General features: G+C 30.3%; 19 protein-coding genes and 1 pseudogene. 17 read left to right on the forward strand and 3 right to left on the reverse strand.

What is annotated here, in order from left to right:
• Positions 1-2,613, reverse strand: coding sequence for a valine--tRNA ligase (locus tag AJN70_RS03380; RefSeq protein WP_002881713.1), 2,613 nt, complete (start codon positions 2,611-2,613; stop codon positions 1-3).
• A 22-nt stretch (positions 2,614-2,635) separates the two neighbouring features.
• Positions 2,636-3,655: a hypothetical protein gene (locus AJN70_RS03385; protein ID WP_002881714.1), complete on the reverse strand. Its 1,020-nt coding sequence runs from the start codon at positions 3,653-3,655 to the stop codon at positions 2,636-2,638.
• Positions 3,656-3,783: 128 nt separating this feature from the next.
• Between AJN70_RS03385 and AJN70_RS03390 the strand changes: the two genes are divergently transcribed.
• The 14 genes from AJN70_RS03390 to purU all read left to right on the forward strand — a co-directional run bounded on the left by AJN70_RS03390 (position 3,784) and on the right by purU (position 16,433).
• Positions 3,784-5,814 (forward strand): ATP-dependent helicase, encoded by a 2,031-nt coding sequence (locus tag AJN70_RS03390; protein ID WP_002881715.1) that lies wholly within the window; start codon positions 3,784-3,786, stop codon positions 5,812-5,814.
• 41 nt (positions 5,815-5,855) lie between these two features.
• A complete protein-coding gene (gene peb2, locus AJN70_RS03395) occupies positions 5,856-6,596 on the forward strand; it encodes an AcfC family adhesin PEB2 (protein WP_002881716.1) in 741 nt (246 codons plus the stop codon).
• A gap of 97 nt (positions 6,597-6,693) precedes the next feature.
• The gene (gene tpx / locus AJN70_RS03400; protein WP_002856712.1) at positions 6,694-7,221 is read left to right on the forward strand and encodes a thiol peroxidase; all 528 of its coding nucleotides are present in this window, start codon (positions 6,694-6,696) and stop codon (positions 7,219-7,221) included.
• Between the two features lie 223 nt (positions 7,222-7,444).
• Positions 7,445-10,219 (forward strand): periplasmic nitrate reductase subunit alpha, encoded by a 2,775-nt coding sequence (gene napA, locus AJN70_RS03405; protein ID WP_044780312.1) that lies wholly within the window; start codon positions 7,445-7,447, stop codon positions 10,217-10,219.
• Between the two features lie 17 nt (positions 10,220-10,236).
• A complete protein-coding gene (gene napG / locus AJN70_RS03410) occupies positions 10,237-10,977 on the forward strand; it encodes a ferredoxin-type protein NapG (RefSeq protein ID WP_070295493.1) in 741 nt (246 codons plus the stop codon).
• Positions 10,974-11,756: a quinol dehydrogenase ferredoxin subunit NapH gene (gene napH, locus AJN70_RS03415; RefSeq protein WP_072238685.1), complete on the forward strand. Its 783-nt coding sequence runs from the start codon at positions 10,974-10,976 to the stop codon at positions 11,754-11,756. Before napG ends, napH begins: the two co-directional genes overlap by 4 nt.
• On the forward strand, positions 11,753-12,277 hold the full coding sequence (locus AJN70_RS03420; protein ID WP_010891887.1) for a nitrate reductase cytochrome c-type subunit: 525 nt from the start codon (positions 11,753-11,755) through the stop codon (positions 12,275-12,277). Before napH ends, AJN70_RS03420 begins: the two co-directional genes overlap by 4 nt.
• Before the next feature lie 4 nt (positions 12,278-12,281).
• Positions 12,282-13,196: a WD40 repeat domain-containing protein gene (locus AJN70_RS03425; protein WP_002866911.1), complete on the forward strand. Its 915-nt coding sequence runs from the start codon at positions 12,282-12,284 to the stop codon at positions 13,194-13,196.
• A complete protein-coding gene (locus AJN70_RS03430; RefSeq protein ID WP_002866912.1) occupies positions 13,189-13,527 on the forward strand; it encodes a chaperone NapD in 339 nt (112 codons plus the stop codon). Before AJN70_RS03425 ends, AJN70_RS03430 begins: the two co-directional genes overlap by 8 nt.
• Before the next feature lie 9 nt (positions 13,528-13,536).
• Positions 13,537-13,710 carry a Sec-independent protein translocase subunit TatA2 gene (gene tatA2 / locus AJN70_RS03435; protein WP_002859817.1) on the forward strand — a complete coding sequence of 58 codons (174 nt, stop codon included), beginning with the start codon at positions 13,537-13,539 and terminating at the stop codon, positions 13,708-13,710.
• Between the two features lie 78 nt (positions 13,711-13,788).
• On the forward strand, positions 13,789-14,037 hold the full coding sequence (locus tag AJN70_RS03440; protein WP_002859818.1) for a tetratricopeptide repeat protein: 249 nt from the start codon (positions 13,789-13,791) through the stop codon (positions 14,035-14,037).
• Positions 14,034-14,525 (forward strand): CiaD-like domain-containing protein, encoded by a 492-nt coding sequence (locus tag AJN70_RS03445; RefSeq protein ID WP_002866913.1) that lies wholly within the window; start codon positions 14,034-14,036, stop codon positions 14,523-14,525. The genes AJN70_RS03440 and AJN70_RS03445 overlap by 4 nt, the downstream gene beginning before the upstream one ends.
• Positions 14,494-15,612 carry a CCA tRNA nucleotidyltransferase gene (locus AJN70_RS03450; RefSeq protein ID WP_002893128.1) on the forward strand — a complete coding sequence of 373 codons (1,119 nt, stop codon included), beginning with the start codon at positions 14,494-14,496 and terminating at the stop codon, positions 15,610-15,612. Before AJN70_RS03445 ends, AJN70_RS03450 begins: the two co-directional genes overlap by 32 nt.
• A complete protein-coding gene (gene purU / locus AJN70_RS03455) occupies positions 15,609-16,433 on the forward strand; it encodes a formyltetrahydrofolate deformylase (protein WP_002866915.1) in 825 nt (274 codons plus the stop codon). Before AJN70_RS03450 ends, purU begins: the two co-directional genes overlap by 4 nt.
• On the opposite strand, the gene AJN70_RS03460 is transcribed toward purU, so the two are convergent.
• The gene (locus AJN70_RS03460) at positions 16,430-17,704 is read right to left on the reverse strand and encodes an aminotransferase class V-fold PLP-dependent enzyme (protein WP_072238684.1); all 1,275 of its coding nucleotides are present in this window, start codon (positions 17,702-17,704) and stop codon (positions 16,430-16,432) included. The two genes, purU and AJN70_RS03460, sit on opposite strands and share 4 nt — an antisense overlap.
• A 35-nt stretch (positions 17,705-17,739) precedes the next feature.
• Between AJN70_RS03460 and AJN70_RS03465 the strand changes: the two genes are divergently transcribed.
• The 3 genes and pseudogenes from AJN70_RS03465 to AJN70_RS03475 all read left to right on the forward strand — a co-directional run.
• On the forward strand, positions 17,740-18,618 hold the full coding sequence (locus tag AJN70_RS03465; protein WP_022552276.1) for a DUF234 domain-containing protein: 879 nt from the start codon (positions 17,740-17,742) through the stop codon (positions 18,616-18,618).
• A 3-nt stretch (positions 18,619-18,621) separates the two neighbouring features.
• Positions 18,622-19,641, forward strand: a complete 1,020-nt coding sequence (gene flgS / locus AJN70_RS03470) for a fla regulon two-component system sensor histidine kinase FlgS (RefSeq protein ID WP_002881726.1) — start codon at positions 18,622-18,624, stop codon at positions 19,639-19,641.
• Positions 19,642-19,739: 98 nt separating this feature from the next.
• A pseudogene (locus AJN70_RS03475) lies at positions 19,740-20,188 on the forward strand (hypothetical protein); the annotation flags it as partial.

Here is a 20,188-nt window from a genome sequence, read left to right on the forward strand (position 1 = left end):
TTAACCTCTTAGATTTTGAAGTTCAACTGATATTTTTTCAAGTTGAATTTTTAAATTTTCTAGAGCTTCTTTATTTTGCTCAACCACCTCTTTAGGTGCGTTAGCGATGAATTTTTCATTTGAAAGCATGGAGTTAAGCTTGAAACTTTCTTTTTCAAGCTTATTTTTTTGATTTTCAAGTCTTGTTAAAATACCACTTAAATCAACATTTTCAAGCGTAATAAAAATTTCTAAATTCTCGCTAACATCACATATTGCCTTTGGTAATTTTTCTTCACTAAATTCTATTTGCTCGCACTTTGCGAGCATCATGATAAAATTCATATAAGCTTTGATTTCATCTTTGATTTTTTTATCGTTAAATTTGATATAAGCTTTTTCTATTTTAGAATTTCCAAGATCGATTAAACTTTTAGCACGGCGGATACCAACTATGCTTTCTATGAGCAAAGAAAAGATTTTTTCTATATTTTTATCTTGTTCTTTAAATTTTGGATATTTGCTTATCATAATAGAAGGGCTTGTTTTAAGTTCTGTATCGCTTAGTTTGTGGTATAAATACTCGCTGATAAAAGGCATGAAAGGATTTAAAAGTTTTAAAGCTTCTTTGAAAATACTACCAAGTTCTTTAACGCTTGATTTTTCGGCTTTGCTAAGCTCTATACCCCAATCGCAAAAATCATCCCAAAAGAATTTATATAGAGTATTAGCTGCATCATTAAAGCGATAATTGTCTAAATTTTCTCTTACATCCTTAACACAAGTTTGAAATTTGGCATAAATATATTTTGCTAATTCTGAATGAAGTGTGATATTTTCCAAATCTTCAAATTTACTTTCATTTAAAAGCAGATAATTTGTAGCATTATAAATTTTATTTGTAAAATTTCTAACTTGTAAAAGTTTATCATTGCTAAGTTTAATATCGCGTCCTTGTATAGCAAGAAGTGCTAAAGTAAAGCGTAAAATATCAGCACTATATTCTTTAATGCTTTCATTTGGATCGATGACATTTCCAAGACTTTTACTCATCTTTCTACCTTGCTCATCCTTTACAAGAGCGTGTAAATAAATATCTTTAAAAGGAAGTTGATGTAAAGCATTAGTGCTTTGAAACATCATTCTAGCCACCCAGAAAAATAAAATATCAAAACCTGTAATGAGTAAAGAATTAGGATAAAAATCTTTTAAATCCTTTTCAGACCAAATTTTATCTTTACCCCAATTTTCATTCCCCCAGCCTAAAGTGCTCATAGCCCAAAGTCCTGAAGAAAACCAAGTATCAAGCACATCTTCATCTTGTTTGAAATTTTGACTTTGACATTTTGGACAAGTTTTAGGCGTATGTTGGCTTGCCCATTCATGAGAGCATTCGCAATAATACACAGGAATTTGATGCCCCCACCAAAGTTGTCTTGAAATACACCAATCTCTTAAATCTTTCATCCAGGCATTAAAGCTATTTATCCAGTGATTTGGGTAAAATTTACTTTCTCCAAGCGCAACTTTTTCTATACTTTCTTGGGCGATTTCTTTTTTTACAAACCATTGTTTGGAGATATAAGGTTCAACTATATTGTTGCAACGATAGCAATATCCTATTTGATTGTTATGCTCTTCTATTTTTTCTATAAAACCAAGACTTTCAAGTTTGGCTACGATTTTTTCTCTTGCTTCTAAGCGTTCTAAACCTTGAAACTCTAAACAATGCTCGTTTAAAATTCCTTTTTCATCAAAAACACTTATAAAATCTAAATTATGTCTAAGTCCCACTTCATAATCATTCATGTCATGAGCGGGAGTAACTTTTACAACTCCTGTTCCAAATTCTTTTTCTACATGTTCATCGGCTATGATTTTAATGGCTTTTTTGCTTATAGGCAAAATCACTTCTTTACCCACAAATTTAGTATAGCGTTCATCATCAGGATGTACCATAACTGCAGTATCGCCAAAAAAAGTTTCAGGACGCGTTGTGGCTACTACTAAAAATTCATCGCTATCTTTTAAAAAGTATTTAATATGATAAAGTTTTCCTTTGTTTTCTTTGTATTCAACTTCTATATCACTTAAAGCGCCATCGTGAGTACACCAATTGATCATATAGTTTCCGCGTACAATAAGTCTTTTATCATAAAGTTCTACAAAGGCTTTTTTTACGGCATTAACCAAACCTTCATCCATAGTAAAACGCAAGCGACTCCATGCAGGAGTGATGCCTAGTGTTCTCATTTGGTCTAAAATTTTTCCACCGCTTTGCTCTTTCCACTCCCATACTTTTTCTATAAATTTTTCTCTACCTAGTTCTTCTTTTTTAATGCCTTGAGCAAGGAGTTGTTTTTCTACAACATTTTGAGTGGCAATACCTGCGTGATCAAGTCCTGGTTGATAAAGAACCTTATAACCGTCCATTCTTTTATAACGCGTCATAATGTCTTGTAGAGTGAAGGTTAAAGCATGTCCTATGTGTAAAACTCCAGTGACATTAGGAGGAGGCATCATAATGCAGAAATTTTTATCTTTTTCTTGTATGGTTTTATTGCCATCGATTTCAAAATATCCGCGTTCTTCGCAAATTTGATAATACTCTTTTTCTAAATTTTTATCATACATTATTTGCCTTTATTGTTTTAGCTTATTTAATAGAGCTAATTTCTATAATTTCACAAAACGGGAAGAAATATTGTGCTGTATTAAGTCCAGTTTTCAAACTTTTGATATGTTTAGAAAAATCACTTCCTTTGCCGTCTTTTTTAATTTGAAGTTTAAGTCTTTCTAAAATTTCTTCACGTGCTACATGTTCATTTAATTCTTTTGGATTGTTTAAATATGGGCTTAATCTATCTAAACTAATATATTTATAAGCTTTTTTCATATCTGAAAAGATAATTTCTTTGTTATAGATAGTTAATTTCATTTCCCCTTTTGGTAGCATTTTAACAAAAATACTTAGATAATAATCTTTTGCATTATCTTGTATAACGCTTAGCATATCTTTTAACAGATTGATTCTGTATTGGCTTAAAAATTTTCCATCTAAAATGTAAACTTTCATATTTTCTGTGCTAAGCTCAGGTTCTAAACGACTGTTTTTTCCTATGTTTAGATATTCTCTAGCGGTATTTAGATATTTATTTTTGTTTGATTTGTTTGATTGAAGTTCTTTTTTTACAGCTCTTTCTCTTTCTAAGATCTTTTGTTGTTTGCTGATTTCTTTTTTAAGAGCTTCTATTTTGGCTTGTTTATTTTCTTGTTTTAATTTTTCTTTATCCGTATCTAAAATTTGCTTATTTTCATTTGTATTAATATTATTACTTGTATTGGTGTCATTATTTAAGCTTTGATTGTTTTCGCTTATTGATGTATTAAATGTATCGTTATTTAAGCTTTGATTTTCATCTAATAGGTTTGTTTCTTGCTTTTGGATGGTATTGTTATTAATATTTATATCTGATGAACTATTGTTGGTTTGGATCGAAGGTGAATAGGAATTATCGTAGTTATTGGTATACGATTTTTGTTCGGTGTAAGTGTTGGTATTTAAGGTGTAATTCTTTGGTTTTGAATATTCAAAAAGATAATAATATGTTCCACCTAATATCACAATAACAGCAATTAATATGCTAACAATAATAGAAAAAATTTTCAAATTCATTTGCTATCCCTTAAAAACAGAAAGTTAAATAATTTTAGCATTGTACTATAATCTAATATAAAGTAATTTTAAATTTTTATATTTTTAAGTAATTTTTTTTTATAATTTTAACTTTTATAAGGAAAATAATGCCACTTTCAAAATTAAATAATGAACAATATCTTGCCGCTACTGCTGATTTTGGACACAATCTTGTTATTGCAAGTGCAGGGACGGGAAAAACTTCTACTATTGTTGCAAGAATTTCTTATCTTTTAAGCAAGGGAGTGGCACCTCAAAAAATTATGCTTTTGACTTTCACAAATAAAGCCAGTAAAGAAATGATAGGGCGTTTAGGGAAATTTTTTGATAAAAATATTACCAGTAAAATACTTGCAGGAACTTTTCATAGTACGGCTTATACCTTACTTAGAAATGCGGATAAAAATATAGCCTTAAAGCAAGCAAGCGAGTTAAAAACTCTACTTAAAAGTGTCTATGAAAAAAGAACTTTTAGGCATTTAAGTGATATAAAACCTTATCAATCAAGTTATTTATATGATCTTTATTCTTTGTTTCAAAACAAAGCGCACAATCAAGATTTTTATACTTGGTTTTGCCAAAACTACGAAGATCAAAGTATTTATGCTGAAATTTATGAAGATATTTTAAAAGAATATGATAATGAAAAAAAGCGTTTTAATTATGTAGATTTTAATGACTTGCTTATCAATCTAAAAGATCTTTTAAAAGAAGAAAAATATGAATTTGATGAAATTTTAGTAGATGAATATCAAGACACAAATACTTTGCAAAGTTCCTTAATAGAGGCTTTTCATAGTAAAAGTTTGTTTTGCGTAGGGGATTATGATCAAAGTATTTATGCTTTTAATGGAGCGGATATTAATATCATAGGTGGGTTTAAAGATCGTTTTAAAGATGCAAAAATTTTTTCTTTAAATAAAAACTACCGTTCATCAAGAAGTATTTTAGCTTTGGCTAATAAAGTGATTTTAAATAATGAAAGATTATATCCAAAAGAACTTATTGTTACAAGAAATGATGAGTTTAAAGCCCCATCTTTGCTTACTTTTGAAGAATTATTTGATCAGTATCAAAATATAGCCAAAATGATACTTACAAGTGGAGTAAGTTTGGAAGAAATTGCCGTGATTTTTCGCAACAACTCAAGTGCTGATGGGGTTGAAGTAGCTTTAAGGGAGCAGGGCATTGCAAGTATGAGAAAGGGAAGTGGAAGTTTTTTTGAAAGTTTAGAAGTTAAAGCTTTTAGCTCCATGCTTGCTCTTGTGGTAAATCCTAAAGATATCATGGCTTTTATTCATTTGGTTCAATATACCAAAGGTGTGGGTGGAGTTTTAGCAAAAGAAATTTTTGACGCACTTTTAAAATTAGGGCATGGAAATTTAATAAAAGGTTTTTTAGATCCTGATAAAAATGTAAATTTGCAAAATCATCAAAAAAGAAATTATCAACTTGGACTTTTTGCGGATTTAGAAGAATTAGCCAGCGAAACTCGTTTTAAATTTGAGAGCGAATTTGATGCACATCCTATTTTAAGACTTTCAAAAATCAATGATTTGTGCGCTAGAAATTTGGAAAAAATCTATCTTTTTTTAAAAAAAGCTATGGAAATAAAACATTCTTTGACTTTAGTCAATTTAATTTGTGAAAATTCTTTTTATAGAGAAATTTGCGAAGAACTTGCAACCAAAAGAGCGACAAATAAAGCAGGGCAGGTGGATTTATTAAGAAAGAGTGAAAATTTAGAAAAAATAGAAACAAAATTCAATGTTTTAAAAGAGCTTACAAAAAATTATAGCGATATTTACAAGTATTATAATTTTCTAACTTTAGGTGCAAGCGAAATGAGTAGTGGCAAAGGAGTTAATTTGCTTAGCGTGCATGCAAGTAAGGGCTTGGAATTTGATCTTGTTTTTGTGATTGATCTTGCGCAAGGTCGCTTTCCTAATCAAAAGCTTATGGGAATGGGTGGAAGCTTAGAAGAAGAAAGAAGACTTTTTTATGTTGCGGTAACTAGGGCAAAAAATATACTTTATTTAAGTTATGCTAAATATGATAAAAACAAAAAAACTTCTTTCGCTCCTTCTCGTTTTCTTATAGAAGCAGGGCTTTGCAAGGGAGAGTTAACTATAGATTGATAGAATTTTCTTTCATTATATTATAAAGAAAGGTTTATTTTATGAAAAAAATATTAATTTTAAGTTTAGCAGCAGCAAGTTTTTTAAATGCTGAAATTTTAGTTTATGGTCCAGGTGGTCCTGCTCCTGTACTAAAAGAGCTTGCTTTAAAATTTGAAGAAAAAACAAAAGAAAAGGTGATTGTAACTGCAGGTCCAACTCCAGCTTGGATAGATAAAGCAAAAGAAAATGCAGATTTGATTTTTTCAGGCAATACTTCAATGATGGATGATTTTGCTAAAAAAATTCCAAGTTTAAGTTTAGAAAATTTAAGCGTTTTAAATATGCGTCCATCAGGTATTATCGTGCGTCCAAATAATCCAAAAAATATTAAAAATTTTGAAGACATTTTAAAAGATGGCGTAAATGTTATGGTGGTTGATGGTGCAGGACAAGTTGGACTTTATGAAGATATGGCTTTAAAAAGTGCAAAAAGAGAAAATTTGGTAAAATTACGTAAAAATATAAAAATTTATGCTAAAAATTCCAAAGCCGCCGTAGATGAGTGGAATAACAATCCAAATATCGATGCTTTAATTATTTGGTCTCATTGGGCAAAGGCTTTAGGCGATGATAAAGCTTTATTTATCAAAGATAAAAATGCAGTGATTTATCGTGCAGCTGAAATAGCTCCTACAAAAAAAGGTTTAGAAAATAAAAAAGCTTTAGAATTTGTCGATTTTATTAAGAGTAAAGAAGCTCAAAAAGTGTGGAAAAAATATACTTGGAAAGAAGTAAAATAATTTTCAGTGAAATTAAAAATAATTAATGTTTATAGGATATAATCACTCCTAAAACATTAATTGCAATAATGTTTAAAATATCAAAAAAGGAAATTAAATGAGTACAGTAAATTTTAAAGGAAATCCTGTAAAACTTAAAGGAAATTCAGTAGAAGTTGGAGCAGATGCTCCTAAGGTAAATCTTAAAGCTAAAGATTTAAGCGTGATTGAAATCGGTGCAGCGGGTAAAACTCAAATCATTTTAAGTGTTCCAAGCTTAGATACACCAGTTTGTGCTACAGAAGCTAGAGAATTTAATAAAAAAGTAGCCAGTTACAATGGTGCTGAAGTGATTGTAGTAAGTATGGACTTACCTTTTGCTATGGGAAGATTTTGCAGTACAGAAGGTATTGAAAATTTAAGTGTTGCAAGTGATTTTGTGGCAAAAGAATTTGGTGAAAAATATGGTGTTTTGATAAATGAAGGTGCTTTAGAAGGGCTTTTAGCTCGTGCCGTATTTGTGATTAAAGAGGGTAAAGTGGCATATAAAGAACTTGTAAATGAAATCACAGAAATGCCAGATATTGCAAAACTTGATGCATTTTTTGGTGGTTCTAGCTGCTGCGGTGGTTGTGGTTGCCATTAATTTTGATTAAGCCCATTCTTAGGGCTTAATTTTTACATCTTCATTTTTTTATTATTTTAAGTTGATTATTTTTAATATTTATTTTGTGTAAGAATAATATAAAAAGGACAATAAAACTCCTATAAAATAGAGCTTTAAAATTATTATTTTTATTAAAATTTCAAGAGATTTTTATACTCCATTTTTTATAATAAGATGATTTTTTTATTTTGGAGGAATAAGGATGAATAGAAGGGATTTTATTAAAAATACCGCTATTGCAAGTGCTGCTAGTGTTGCAGGACTTAGTGTTCCAAGCTCTATGCTTGGCGCGCAAGAAGAAGATTGGAAATGGGATAAGGCTGTTTGTAGATTTTGTGGAACTGGCTGTGGAATTATGATAGCCAGAAAAGATGGCAAAATCGTAGCAACAAAAGGCGATCCTGCAGCACCCGTAAATCGCGGACTTAATTGCATCAAAGGTTATTTTAATGCTAAAATCATGTATGGTGAAGATCGCCTTGTTATGCCTTTGCTTCGCATGAATGAAAAAGGCGAATTTGATAAAAAAGGCAAATTTCAACAGGTTTCTTGGCAAAGAGCTTTTGATGAAATGGAAAAACAATTTAAAAAAGCCTACAATGAACTCGGCGTTACAGGTATAGGGATTTTTGGTAGTGGGCAATACACTATCCAAGAAGGTTATGCTGCTTTAAAACTTGCAAAAGCGGGTTTTAGAACAAACAATATCGATCCAAATGCAAGACATTGTATGGCCTCTGCAGTGGTTGGTTTTATGCAAACTTTTGGTGTAGATGAGCCATCAGGCTGTTATGATGATATAGAACTTACAGATACTATCATCACTTGGGGAGCTAATATGGCTGAAATGCACCCAATCCTTTGGTCAAGAGTAAGTGATAGAAAACTAAGTAATCTTGATAAGGTCAAAGTTGTTAATCTAAGCACTTTTTCTAACCGTACTTCAAATATTGCTGATATTGAAATTATTTTTAAACCAAATACAGATTTGGCTATTTGGAACTACATAGCAAGAGAGATTGTTTATAATCATCCAGAGGCTATGGATATGAAATTTATCAAAGATCACTGTGTATTTGCAACTGGTTATGCTGATATTGGTTATGGTATGAGAAATAATCCAAATCATCCAAAATTTAAAGAAAGTGAAAAAGATACAGTTGAAAAAGAAAATGTAATCACTTTAGACGATGAAGAGGCTACTTCTTTATCTTATCTTGGCGTTAAAGCGGGTGATAAATTCGAAATGAAACATCAAGGTGTGGCTGATAAAAACTGGGAAATTTCTTTTGAAGAATTTAAAAAAGGTTTAGCCCCTTATACTTTGGAATACACTGCAAAGGTAGCCAAAGGTGATGATAATGAGTCTTTGGAAGATTTTAAGAAAAAACTTCAAGAATTAGCTAATCTTTACATAGAGAAAAATCGCAAAGTCGTAAGTTTTTGGACTATGGGCTTTAATCAACATACAAGAGGTTCTTGGGTAAATGAACAAGCTTATATGGTGCATTTTTTACTAGGAAAGCAAGCTAAACCAGGTAGTGGAGCCTTTTCTTTAACAGGGCAGCCAAGTGCTTGCGGAACGGCTAGGGAAGTAGGGACTTTCTCGCATCGTTTACCTGCGGATATGGTTGTGGCAAATCCAAAACACAGAGAAATTTCTGAAAAAATTTGGAAAGTTCCTGCAAAGACCATCAACCCAAAACCAGGTTCTCCTTATCTTAATATCATGAGAGATTTAGAAGATGGAAAAATTAAATTTGCATGGGTGCAAGTGAATAATCCATGGCAAAACACTGCAAATGCAAATCACTGGATCGCAGCAGCAAGAGAAATGGATAATTTTATTGTTGTAAGTGATTGTTATCCTGGAATTTCAGCAAAAGTAGCTGATCTTATTTTACCAAGTGCTATGATTTATGAAAAATGGGGTGCTTATGGTAATGCTGAAAGAAGAACTCAACATTGGAAACAACAAGTTTTACCTGTAGGTGCTGCCATGAGTGATACTTGGCAAATTTTAGAATTCGCAAAACGCTTTAAGCTTAAAGAGGTTTGGAAAGAACAAAAAGTAGATGATAAACTTACCTTGCCAAGCGTTTTAGAAGAGGCAAAAGCTATGGGTTATAGCGAAGATGATACACTTTTTGATGTGCTATTTGCCAATAAAGAAGCAAAAAGCTTTAATCCAAACGATGCTATCGCAAAAGGCTTTGATAATACTGATGTTAAAGGCGATGAGAGAAAAATTCAAGGCAGTGACGGAAAAGAATTTGCAGGCTATGGCTTTTTCGTTCAAAAATACCTTTGGGAAGAATATCGTAAATTTGGCTTAGGACACGGCCATGATTTAGCGGATTTTGATACCTATCATAAAGTAAGGGGTTTAAGATGGCCTGTGGTTAATGGCAAGGAAACACAGTGGAGATTTAATACTAAATTTGATTATTATGCTAAAAAAGCGGCTCCAAATTCAGATTTTGCTTTTTATGGTGATTTTAACAAAATGCTTACAAATGGAGATTTAATAGCTCCTAAAGATGAAAAAGAGCACAGTATTAAAAATAAGGCTAAAATTTTCTTTAGGCCATTTATGAAAGCACCTGAAAGACCAAGCAAAGAGTATCCATTCTGGCTTGCAACAGGAAGGGTTTTAGAGCATTGGCATAGTGGAACTATGACTATGCGTGTGCCTGAGCTTTACCGTGCTGTCCCTGAAGCGCTTTGCTATATGAGTGAGAAAGATGGAGAGAAATTAGGCTTAAATCAAGGTGATTTGGTTTGGGTGGAATCTCGTCGTGGTAAAGTAAAAGCAAGAGTAGATATGCGTGGAAGAAACAAACCGCCTGTAGGACTTGTGTATGTGCCGTGGTTTGATGAGAATGTATATATCAATAAAGTTACTTTGGATGCGACTTGTCCGCTTTCAAAACAAACTGACTTTAAAAAATGTGCTGTAAAAATTTATAAGGCTTAATTTAGGGTTTTGATTAAATGAAAGGTAGAAGAGAATTTTTCGTTAGCGCCTTTAAGGCTGCATGTTTATGTACAGGAGGTGGATTTTTGGTTAATTTGACTTTAAAAGCCGATGATAATTATGCCTTGCGTCCTCCTGGGGCTGAAGATGAAGCTAGATTTTTAAGCAAATGTATTCGTTGTGGGCTTTGTGTAAAAGCCTGTCCTTATAATACTTTAAAGCTCGCTAGCTTGTTAGATAGTCCAAAAAATGGCACGCCTTTTTTTAGAGCAAGAGAAATTCCTTGTTATCTTTGTAAGGATATTCCTTGCATTAGAGAATGTCCAACTGATGCTTTAGATAAAAAGCATTTAGAGCAGGGTATAGAATCCTTGAAAATGGGTATTGCTATTGTTGATAGTGCTTCTTGTGTGGCACACTGGGGAATTCAATGTGATGCTTGTTATAGAGCTTGTCCTTTGATAGATAGGGCTTTAAAACTTGAGCTTAAACGCAATGAACGCACCGCCAAGCACGCTTTTTTACTACCTAGTGTGGATCATGAAGTGTGTGTAGGTTGTGGGCTTTGTGAACTTGCTTGTATTACTGAAAAACCAGCCATTCGTGTTTTGCCAAGGGAGTATGTATTGGGAAAAGCAGGATCTCATTATGTAAAAGGCTGGGATGAAAAAGATGAAGGACGTATAAAAAATGCAGATACTTCAAAACATTTTGATGCTAAAAAAGCAACCAATTATTTAAATGATGGAGAACTGTGATGAAGTATTTAATTGCTAGACGCATCGTTCAGCTTGGAATTTTAGCGCTTTTTAGTTTTAAAGCTACAGATTTTATCCTGCAGGGAAATTTAAGTTCTTCTAGATTTTTTAATACCATACCTTTAAGCGATCCTTTTGCGGTTTTGCAAATCATTTTAGCAAGCTGGAGTATAGATTTAATGGCTTTAATAGGAGCTTTGATTATATTTTTTATCTATGGTTTGCTTTTAGGAAGGGTTTTTTGCTCTTGGGTTTGTCCTGTTAATTTAATCACAGATTTTGCTGCTTTTGTGCGAAATAAATTAACCCTTAATAATAAATTTTTAATTTTACCTAAAAATTTACGCTATTTTGTGTTGGTCTTGGTTTTAGTCCTTTCTTTTGTATTTTCATTGCCTGTGTTTGAAAGTTTTTCTTATATAGGAATGATACATAGAGGGATTATTTTTGCTACAAGTTCTTGGATTTTTGTAGCCTTTATACTTTTTTGTATCGATACTTTTTTAAGCCCTAGGGCAATTTGTTCACATTTTTGTCCACTAGGAGCTTTTTATGCTTTTATTTCTCGTTTTGCTTTGCTTAAAATAAAGCATGATAGTGATAAATGCACTAAATGTTATGAATGTATCCGTATTTGTCCTGAAAAACAGGTTTTGTGGATGGTTGGAAAAGAAAGTACTAGCGTGAAATCAGGAGAGTGTATAAGGTGTGCAAGATGTATAGAAGTTTGTAATGATGATGCTTTGAATTTTAATATTTTTGATTTAAGGAATAAATGATGAAGAAGAAATTGGTTTTATTAGGAAGTGCTGCAGTGGTATTTTTTGCCGCTTGTGCAATGAATAGTGGGGTAAGTTCGGAACAAATTGGACTTAGAAAAGCAAGTTTAGAAAATGAAAATAAAGTAAATTTAGTGGAAGCAAATTTCACAACTTTACAACCTGGGGAATCTACTCGTTTTGAGCGTTCTTATGAAAATGCACCACCATTAATTCCGCATGCTATTGAAGATTTGTTACCTATAACTAAAGATAACAATATGTGCTTAAGCTGCCATGATAAGGCTATAGCAGCAGATGCTGGTGCAACTCCACTTCCTGCTAGTCATTATTATGATTTTAGACACAATAAAACCACAGGAGATATGATTAGCGATAGTCGTTTTAATTGTACTCAGTGTCATGTTCCACAAAGCGATGCAAAACCTTTAGTGGGAAATAGCTTTAAACCTGAATTTAAAAATGAACAATTAAAAAGTCGTTCAAATTTAATTGATGTGATTAATGAGGGTGTAAAGTAAATAAATGAAAAAATTTCTTTTTATTTTGAGTCTTTTTTGTGTTTTGTCTTATGCTTATGAGCTGAAATTAAATGCCAATATAACAGCTTTAAAGCTTGATAAGCAAAACTTATATATAGGCACTGATAAAGGTGAAATTTTACAATATAACATTAAAGATAAAAGTTTAAAAGAACTTTTATCTTTGCCAAAGATTAAAAATTATTATGGTGATGATTTTGCTAAAATTTACAACATTGATGTTTTTAAACATACACTTTTAATACTTAGCGAGGGTGATTTTGGTGCTAAAAATTTAAGTTTTTATAAGGAAAATTTACAAATCAAAAAGCTCGAAGAAAATAGCATAATAAAAGCATTTTTTATCAATGAAAATACTTATCTTTTGATTTCTATTGGTTCTGAAATAGAATTGATTGATAAAAGTTTAAAAAATATAAAAAAATTTAATTTTTCCCATTCTAGTCTTAATGATGCAGTTTTAAATGAAGATAAGAGTAGACTAGTTGCAGGTTTTGAGAGTGGCGAAGTAGAACTTTTTGATTTGAAAAATTGGAAGATGTTAAAAAACTATGATAAAATGCATAAAGATAATATCTATCAAGTAGATTTTAAAAATAATGTTATTTTAAGTTGTGGAACGGATAGGCGTATAGGAGTTGTAAAAAATGAAGAGCAAAATTTTTTACAAAAAGATTTTTTGATATATACTTGCGCTTTAAGTCCTAATGGAGAATTGGCTGTTTATAGCGATAATGAAGCTGGAGTTAGTGAAGTTTTTAGTACAAGTGATTTTAAGCCTGTTAAAACTTTTAATAATGAAAATTTGATGAGTGAGTTTATTATTTTTTTAAACAATAAAGATTTTATCATTTCAGGCTTTGGTGATAGTATAATGTTTAGGAGTATTGATGAATAATCTTTCTAGTGTTCTGATTTTAGTAAAAGAAGAATATATAAATGATTTAAAAAAGGCTATATCTGAAATTCCTTTTTGTTCTGTAGAACTTTGTGAAAATGAAAAGATTATAGTTGTGATTGAAAGTGAAAATTTAGAAGATGAGTTAAACTCTTATAAAATGCTTGAGAAATTGCCAAATATTATCAGTATTAATATGGTTTTTTCTTATCAAGATTTAAATGATGATATCCAAAAAGCAATCAATAGTGGCGCAATAGAAACGATAGAAAAAAATGAAAATGCTGAGAATATTCGCTACTATGGTAGTGTGTTTAATCAATTTTCTTAAAGTGTAAAGATGGTATTTTTAATCCCATTGCTTATTATAATTGGTGTTATTTTTGGAATTGATTATGTGTATTTTAAAAATCAAGATTTAAAAGCGCAAGTTAAAAAAGAACAAAAAGAATTAAATTCTAGCTTAGAGAAAGAAAAAAAAGAATATATAGAAAAATTGTTTAAAACAAAATAGACATTAAAAAACATCTTATTTTCTTAAAGATAAATTAAAAAGCTTTTTGCTAGAATTAAAGAAAAATTTTAGGAAACAGTGATGAAAAATACAGTCACTGAAGCTTCTATCTATGAGGCTCAAGGGTTAAAAGACGAAGCTTTAGAAATTTATAAAAATATCTTAAAAGAAGATCCAGATAACCAAAACGCTATCGATGCGGTTCGTCGTCTTAGTGGTTTTAGATCCAAGCATAAAGATTTAAACACTCAAATGTTGGATTTTTTTATTAATATGAAAAGCGATGAAGAAATTAATGAATTTAAAAGGTGGTTGATAAAAATATGAATTTGGAAGATTTAGCTAAAAAAACCATTAGCGAAGTTAGCTCTATCATGGAAGAGCAAAGAAGACAAAATGAAATTTTAAAAGAACAAGAATTAAATAGAAAAACTGAAATAAAAGATGAATTACCGCCTATGGAGTTTGTATGCGAAGAGCTCGATACTCCGCAAGACTTAGAAGATAAAATTTCTATGGCAAAATTTGAAGAAGAGCAAAAAATACAAAATAATATTGAAATTTCTACTCAGGAAAATAAAGAGTTTAAAAAAGAAGAGCCTTTTTTACAAAGTGAAATTTTAAATCCTAGTGTTATAACAGAGGTTCAAACGCTTAATGAGGATATTTTTTTAAAACATCTTAGAGAGAGAATTTTAGTTCTTTTTGAAGGTTTAAATAGTATAAAAAAAGATGATCTTGAAAATAGGTTAAACTTGACCATAAATTTTTTAGAGTTTTTACTTGCAAATATCGAAGATAAGCTTAAAAAATAATTCCGATTTACAGTTTATTGCTGAGTTTTTAAAGCCTTATACCAAACGAGCGTATTTGGTTGGAGGTAGTGTTAGGGATTTGTTTTTAGGTTTAAAAATTTGTGACTATGATATAGAGCTTTATGATATAAAACTTAAAGATTTTGAAAAGATTATGCAAAAATTGGGCGCACAAGGCTTTGGAAAAAGTTTTTTTGTGTATAAGTTTAAAAATTATGATTTAGCTCTTGCTAGAACCGAAAACAAAATAAGCTATGGACATAAAGGTTTTGAAGTTCAAATTTGCAATGATGAAAAACTTGGCGCCAAAAGACGCGATTTTACCATAAATTCTATGATGATTAATCTTTTTAACGATGAGTTTTTAGATTTTTACGGAGGATTAAAAGATCTAGGAGCAGGCTTTTTAAGGCATATTGACAAACAAAGCTTTCAAGAGGATAGTTTAAGGGTATTAAGAGCAGTAGTATTTGCCTCAAGGTTTAACTTTAAGATAACTAGTGAAAGCTTGAAATTGATGCAAAGTATGGATATAACTGATCTTAGTAAAGATAGGATCAATGCGGAGCTTTATAAATTCTTTAAAAGTCCTAGACTTGATGTCGGCTATAGATATTTACAAGAACTTGGCTTAGAGAAACAGGTTTTCGGCTTTGAGAGTGTTTTTAAGAGTTTGGAATTTCAAAATTTACTCAGACAAAGTAGAGAATTTGTAAAAAGCGATGCTTTATTCTTGTATTTGTATTTGAATTTTTTTAATTTAGAAAAAGATATATTTTTTAAAAGAACTAAACTTAAAAAAGAATACCTAAAATACGCAAATCAAGCTTTTTATCTTGATGATATAAGTGATTTTGAACTAGCAAAAATTGCTTTTGAAATGCCATTGAAGGAATGGCTTGGACTTTGGAGTAAAAAGCGTATTGAGCAAGCTAAAAGATTAGGGCTTTATGAGAATAAGTTTGAAAGTAAAATTTTAGCAAAAGATTTCATAAATGCTGGATTTTGTGGTAAAATTCTTGGTCTAAAGCTTCAAGAAGCAAGAGAGAATGAATTAAAAGAATATATAAAAGGTTTAGTTAAATGATTTCTGTATTAAAAATTTGCACCAAAGATCAAAAAGGTTTAATTTATAGAATTTCTGATGTTATTTTTAAATATCATATCAATATAGTAAAAAACGATGAATTTGTAGGCGAAGGAATGTTTTTTTTTCGTGCTCTTTTAGAAGGTGAGTTTGATAAAGAAGCTTTTATAGGAACGCTTGAGGCTATGCTTGGACAAGAAGCCTTGATAGAGCTTTGCGAGAAGAGAAAAAAAGATATTGTTGTTTTTGCTACTAAAGAAAGTCATTGTTTGGGAGATTTGCTAATAAAGCATTATAGTAACGAACTTGAAGCAAATATCAAAGCTGTGATTTCAAATCACAACTCTTTAAAGGATTTAGTTGAGAAATTTGAAATTCCTTATCATTTTATCAGCGCTGAAAATTTAGATCGAAAAGAGCAAGAAAATCAGATTTTAAAATGTCTTGAACAATATAAATTTGATTATTTGGTTTTGGCAAAATATATGCGAATTTTATCTCCTGATTTTGTTAGGCATTTTGAAGGTAAGATTATAAATATTCACCATTCTTTCTTACCTGCATTTATAGGAGCAAATCCTTATAAACAAGCCTTTGAAAGAGGGGTTAAAATAATTGGAGCTACGGCACATTTTGTAAATAATAATCTTGATGAAGGTCCTATTATCACTCAAGCTGTTTTACCTGTAAACCATGAATTTACTTGGCAAGATATGCAACAAGCAGGTAGAAATATAGAAAAAGATGTTCTTTCAAAAGCACTTGATTTGGCTTTTGAAGATAGAATTTTTATACATAATAATAAAACTATAATATTTTAATGCGATAATTTTACTATAGTTTTATTTAAAGCATTAAAAAAATAATCAATATCCTCTTTTTCATGTGTATAATGCAAGCTTATTCTTAACCAACCTGGTTTTGTTTTAAGTTTTTGATTGTCTTTTAAGCCTAGCAAATCATGACCATAAGGCCCAGCGCAAGCACATCCAGCGCGTGTTTCTATGTGGTATTTTTTACTAAGTTCGTAAGCGATATCAAAAGGAGAAATTCCTTTGATATTGAAAGCAAAAATAGGCAATCGGGTTTTTAAATTCTTTGCATATAAAATTAAATTAGGTATAGTTTTTAGTTTTTCAAAAAAATAATCTTTTAAAATTTCTTCTTTTTTTTCTATATTTTTAATCCCTATAGAATCTTTGATTTTAAAAGCTAAGCTAGCGCGAATGAGTTGTAAAATTCCAGGTGTTCCTCCTTCTTCTAAAGCTTCTTCATTACAAAGGTAGCATTGTGAAGTGCGAGAAACATAGCCCACAGTTCCACCTGCTGCAAAGCTAGGCTTGTTTCCACAAAGATCTTTTTTGATGGCTAAAAGTCCAGAACCGCCAATACCACCGATTAATTTATGAGAACTTATAAACAACGCATCATAGTATTGACAAGATATGTTTTTATAGGGAATGAAACTAGATGCATCAAAAGCAACTATCCCTTTAAATTTACGAACCATTTCAGAAATGCGTTTGTAATCACTTAATATCCCAGTAACATTTGAAGCTAAAGAAAAGCTAGCGATTATTTTTCTTTTTTTATTTTTTTGTAAAGTTTTTTCTAGAAAATCAAAATCAATTTCTCCATTTTTATCTAAGGGAATTCTAATACATTCACATAAGCCTTCTCGAAATGAAAGTTCATTAGAATGATGCTCATAAGGCCCTACGATAACTAAAGGTAAGGTATTTTTATCGATTTGCGTAAAATATCTTTCTTTTACAAGAGGGGGAATGTAAATGCCGATCAATTCTTGAAATTTTTTAATAGCACTGCTTGATCCTGTTCCGCAAGCTATAAGGGCAAAATTTTCATCTAATGATAAACTTTTTTTTATATCTTTTCTTGCTTGTTCGTAAGTTTGTTGAGTTTTAAAAGAATTTAAAGAGCTATCAGAATGTGTATTTGCATAGGTTGGGAGAATTTTTGAAATTTCTTTTTCTACGCATTTTAGAGCTAAAGCACTTGCTGTGAAGTCAAAATGCAAAATACCTTTTTTTAAGATCAATTCTTTTTTTAAATCTGAAATTTGCAAATACAATCCTTATAAAAATTTGCTAAAATTATACTATAAAAATGCTTTATAAAAGGAAAAATATAAAATTTAAGAACTTTGTAGATTTGCATAAGAATTTGTCTTTAAGCAAGCTTTTTGATTTTTATAGTGTGTTTGAAGGTTTTGAAAAATTAAACATTTTAAATTTTGAAGACGATATATTTACAAATATAGAGCGAATTTTGCTTGATGATTATCTAAAAATTAAAAGTTATTTTGCCTTGGATGAAACAAGTTCTTACGCTCTTACTTTGCTAGCTAAAAACAATCGTAAGCGTTTTTCTATCAATAGAAAAATTCAACATTTTAAAGCTTTATCTACACTTAAATATCTTTTAGAAACAGGTATAATAAAACTTGAGTATAGTAAGGAAGCTAAAAAAATAAAAGATAAAAGACAAAAAATCAAAAAAGAACTAAGATCTTATGTTGTCCAAGATAAGATTATATTTAGCAGCCATTTTACTCGTTTCTTTTTTTATTTTTTAAAGCCCAATGAAAAGCTTATTTTGCAAAATCGTTATAAAGAAGTTTTAGAATGTATTAAGGAAAAATTTGAACTTTATCAAAGTTTTTGTTTTGAACAGCTTTCTAGAGAATTGCTTGAGAAAAAATTCAATATCAATGGAGTGCAAAGTTACTGGGATAAGAATTTAGAACTTGATCTTTATTATCAAGATGAAAATTTGTGTTTTGTCGGAGAGGTTAAATTTAAAAATAAAAAAATTTGTAAAAATATTTTAAATCTTTTAAAATCAAAAGCAAAGTCTTTAAATTTGGCTCCAAATTATTACATTATAATCTCAAAAAATGGTTTTAGCAAGGAATTTGATAAAATATGTGAACAGAATTTGCTTTTACTTGATTTGAATGATTTTAAGATTTTATTAGAGGAATGATAAATGAATGAAAGTATTTTAAAAAGTTTAGACTCAAATGAAAAAGAAACCCTACAAAAAGGCTTAGAAAGTCTTATAGAACAAACTTATGTAATAGAAAATGAATACAAAACTTTAAATGAAAACTATAATTCCTTACGCGCAATGGTTGATGAGATTATAGAGGTGTTGCCTAGTGCACTTTGGATTTTAGATAAAGAAAAAAATATTATTTTACAAAATCAAGAAGCCTTGAAAAATCCAAAATTACTTAGTATCATTAGTCTGGATAAAATTCGTGATGAGCTTGAATTTGAAGGTAGGTTTTATGCGGTAAAAATCATAGCACATAATGAAAAAACTATAGTTTCAGCTATAGATATTAGCGATGAAAAACGCAATGAAAGGCTTGCAAGTATGGGTAGTGTAGCGGCTCATTTGGCACATGAGATAAGAAATCCTATTGGATCTATATCTTTACTTGCTTCAACTCTTTTTGCTCGTAGTGAGCTTAAAAATAAGCATATAGTTCTTGAAATCCAAAAGGCTATTGCTAGAGTAGAGCGTATCGTAAATTCAACTTTACTTTTTACTAAGGGTGTGCACATCAATGCTTTAAATTTTAATCTTTTAGAGTTAAAAGAAGAGTGTGAAAGTGCCATTAACTCTTATAATTTCACTTCTCAAATAGACTTTGAAATATCTTTTTTGGATAAGCAGATTTGTGCTGATAAAGCTCTTCTTGGTTTGGTTTTGCAAAATTTGATTTATAATGCTATTGATGCGATAGAAGAAAGCGAATGTGAAAAGCCTATGATTAAAATTTTAGCAAGTTGTGATAATGAAAAAATATGCATCAGAGTGTATGATAATGGTTGTGAAATAAAAGATGAGAAATTGGTTTTTGAAGCTTTTAAAACAACAAAACTTAAAGGCAATGGGCTTGGCTTGTCTCTTTCTAAAGAAATCATAAACGCTCATAAGGGAGAGTTAAGTTTTCAAAGCGATCCTAAGAATTTTTATTTTACCTTGCCTTTGGTGTGATAAATATTTTCTTTTCACCCCAAAACGGAACAGATTTTGCTTATATTATTTTAATATATTTAGATTGAAGGCAAAAAAATCTAAATCAAGGAATTAATATGAGTATCTTTAGTATCAATGATAACTCAAACTATAATTCTATACTTTCACAAAGTAAAGCCAATAAAGAAAGTAAAGAAAATTCTAAAATAAGTTTTGCTAATGCTTTTTTAAAACAAAATACTAGTAAGTTAAATGAAATTCAAAGTGCAAATTCACAAACTCTAGCAAGAAGTGAAGTATTAAATTCTACTAATACAACAAATACTAGCAATAACACTAATTTTAGTATAAGTAGTAAAACAAGTTCTCCTAATTATGATATATCAAGTGAATTTAAAAACTCTATTTATACTCTAAAATATAAACAAGCAGATATAAGTAATACTTCTACCAATACAGCCTATGGTTATAGTGTAGATAAAGATGGCTATATGGGAAGTGATTTTAACAAAGCTGCAGGATTGCCTGAAGATTTTAAGATACATAAATCTACTTTGGATGAGAT

This window comes from Campylobacter sp. BCW_4341, from assembly GCF_001764255.1.
Lineage (GTDB): Bacteria > Campylobacterota > Campylobacteria > Campylobacterales > Campylobacteraceae > Campylobacter_D > Campylobacter_D jejuni.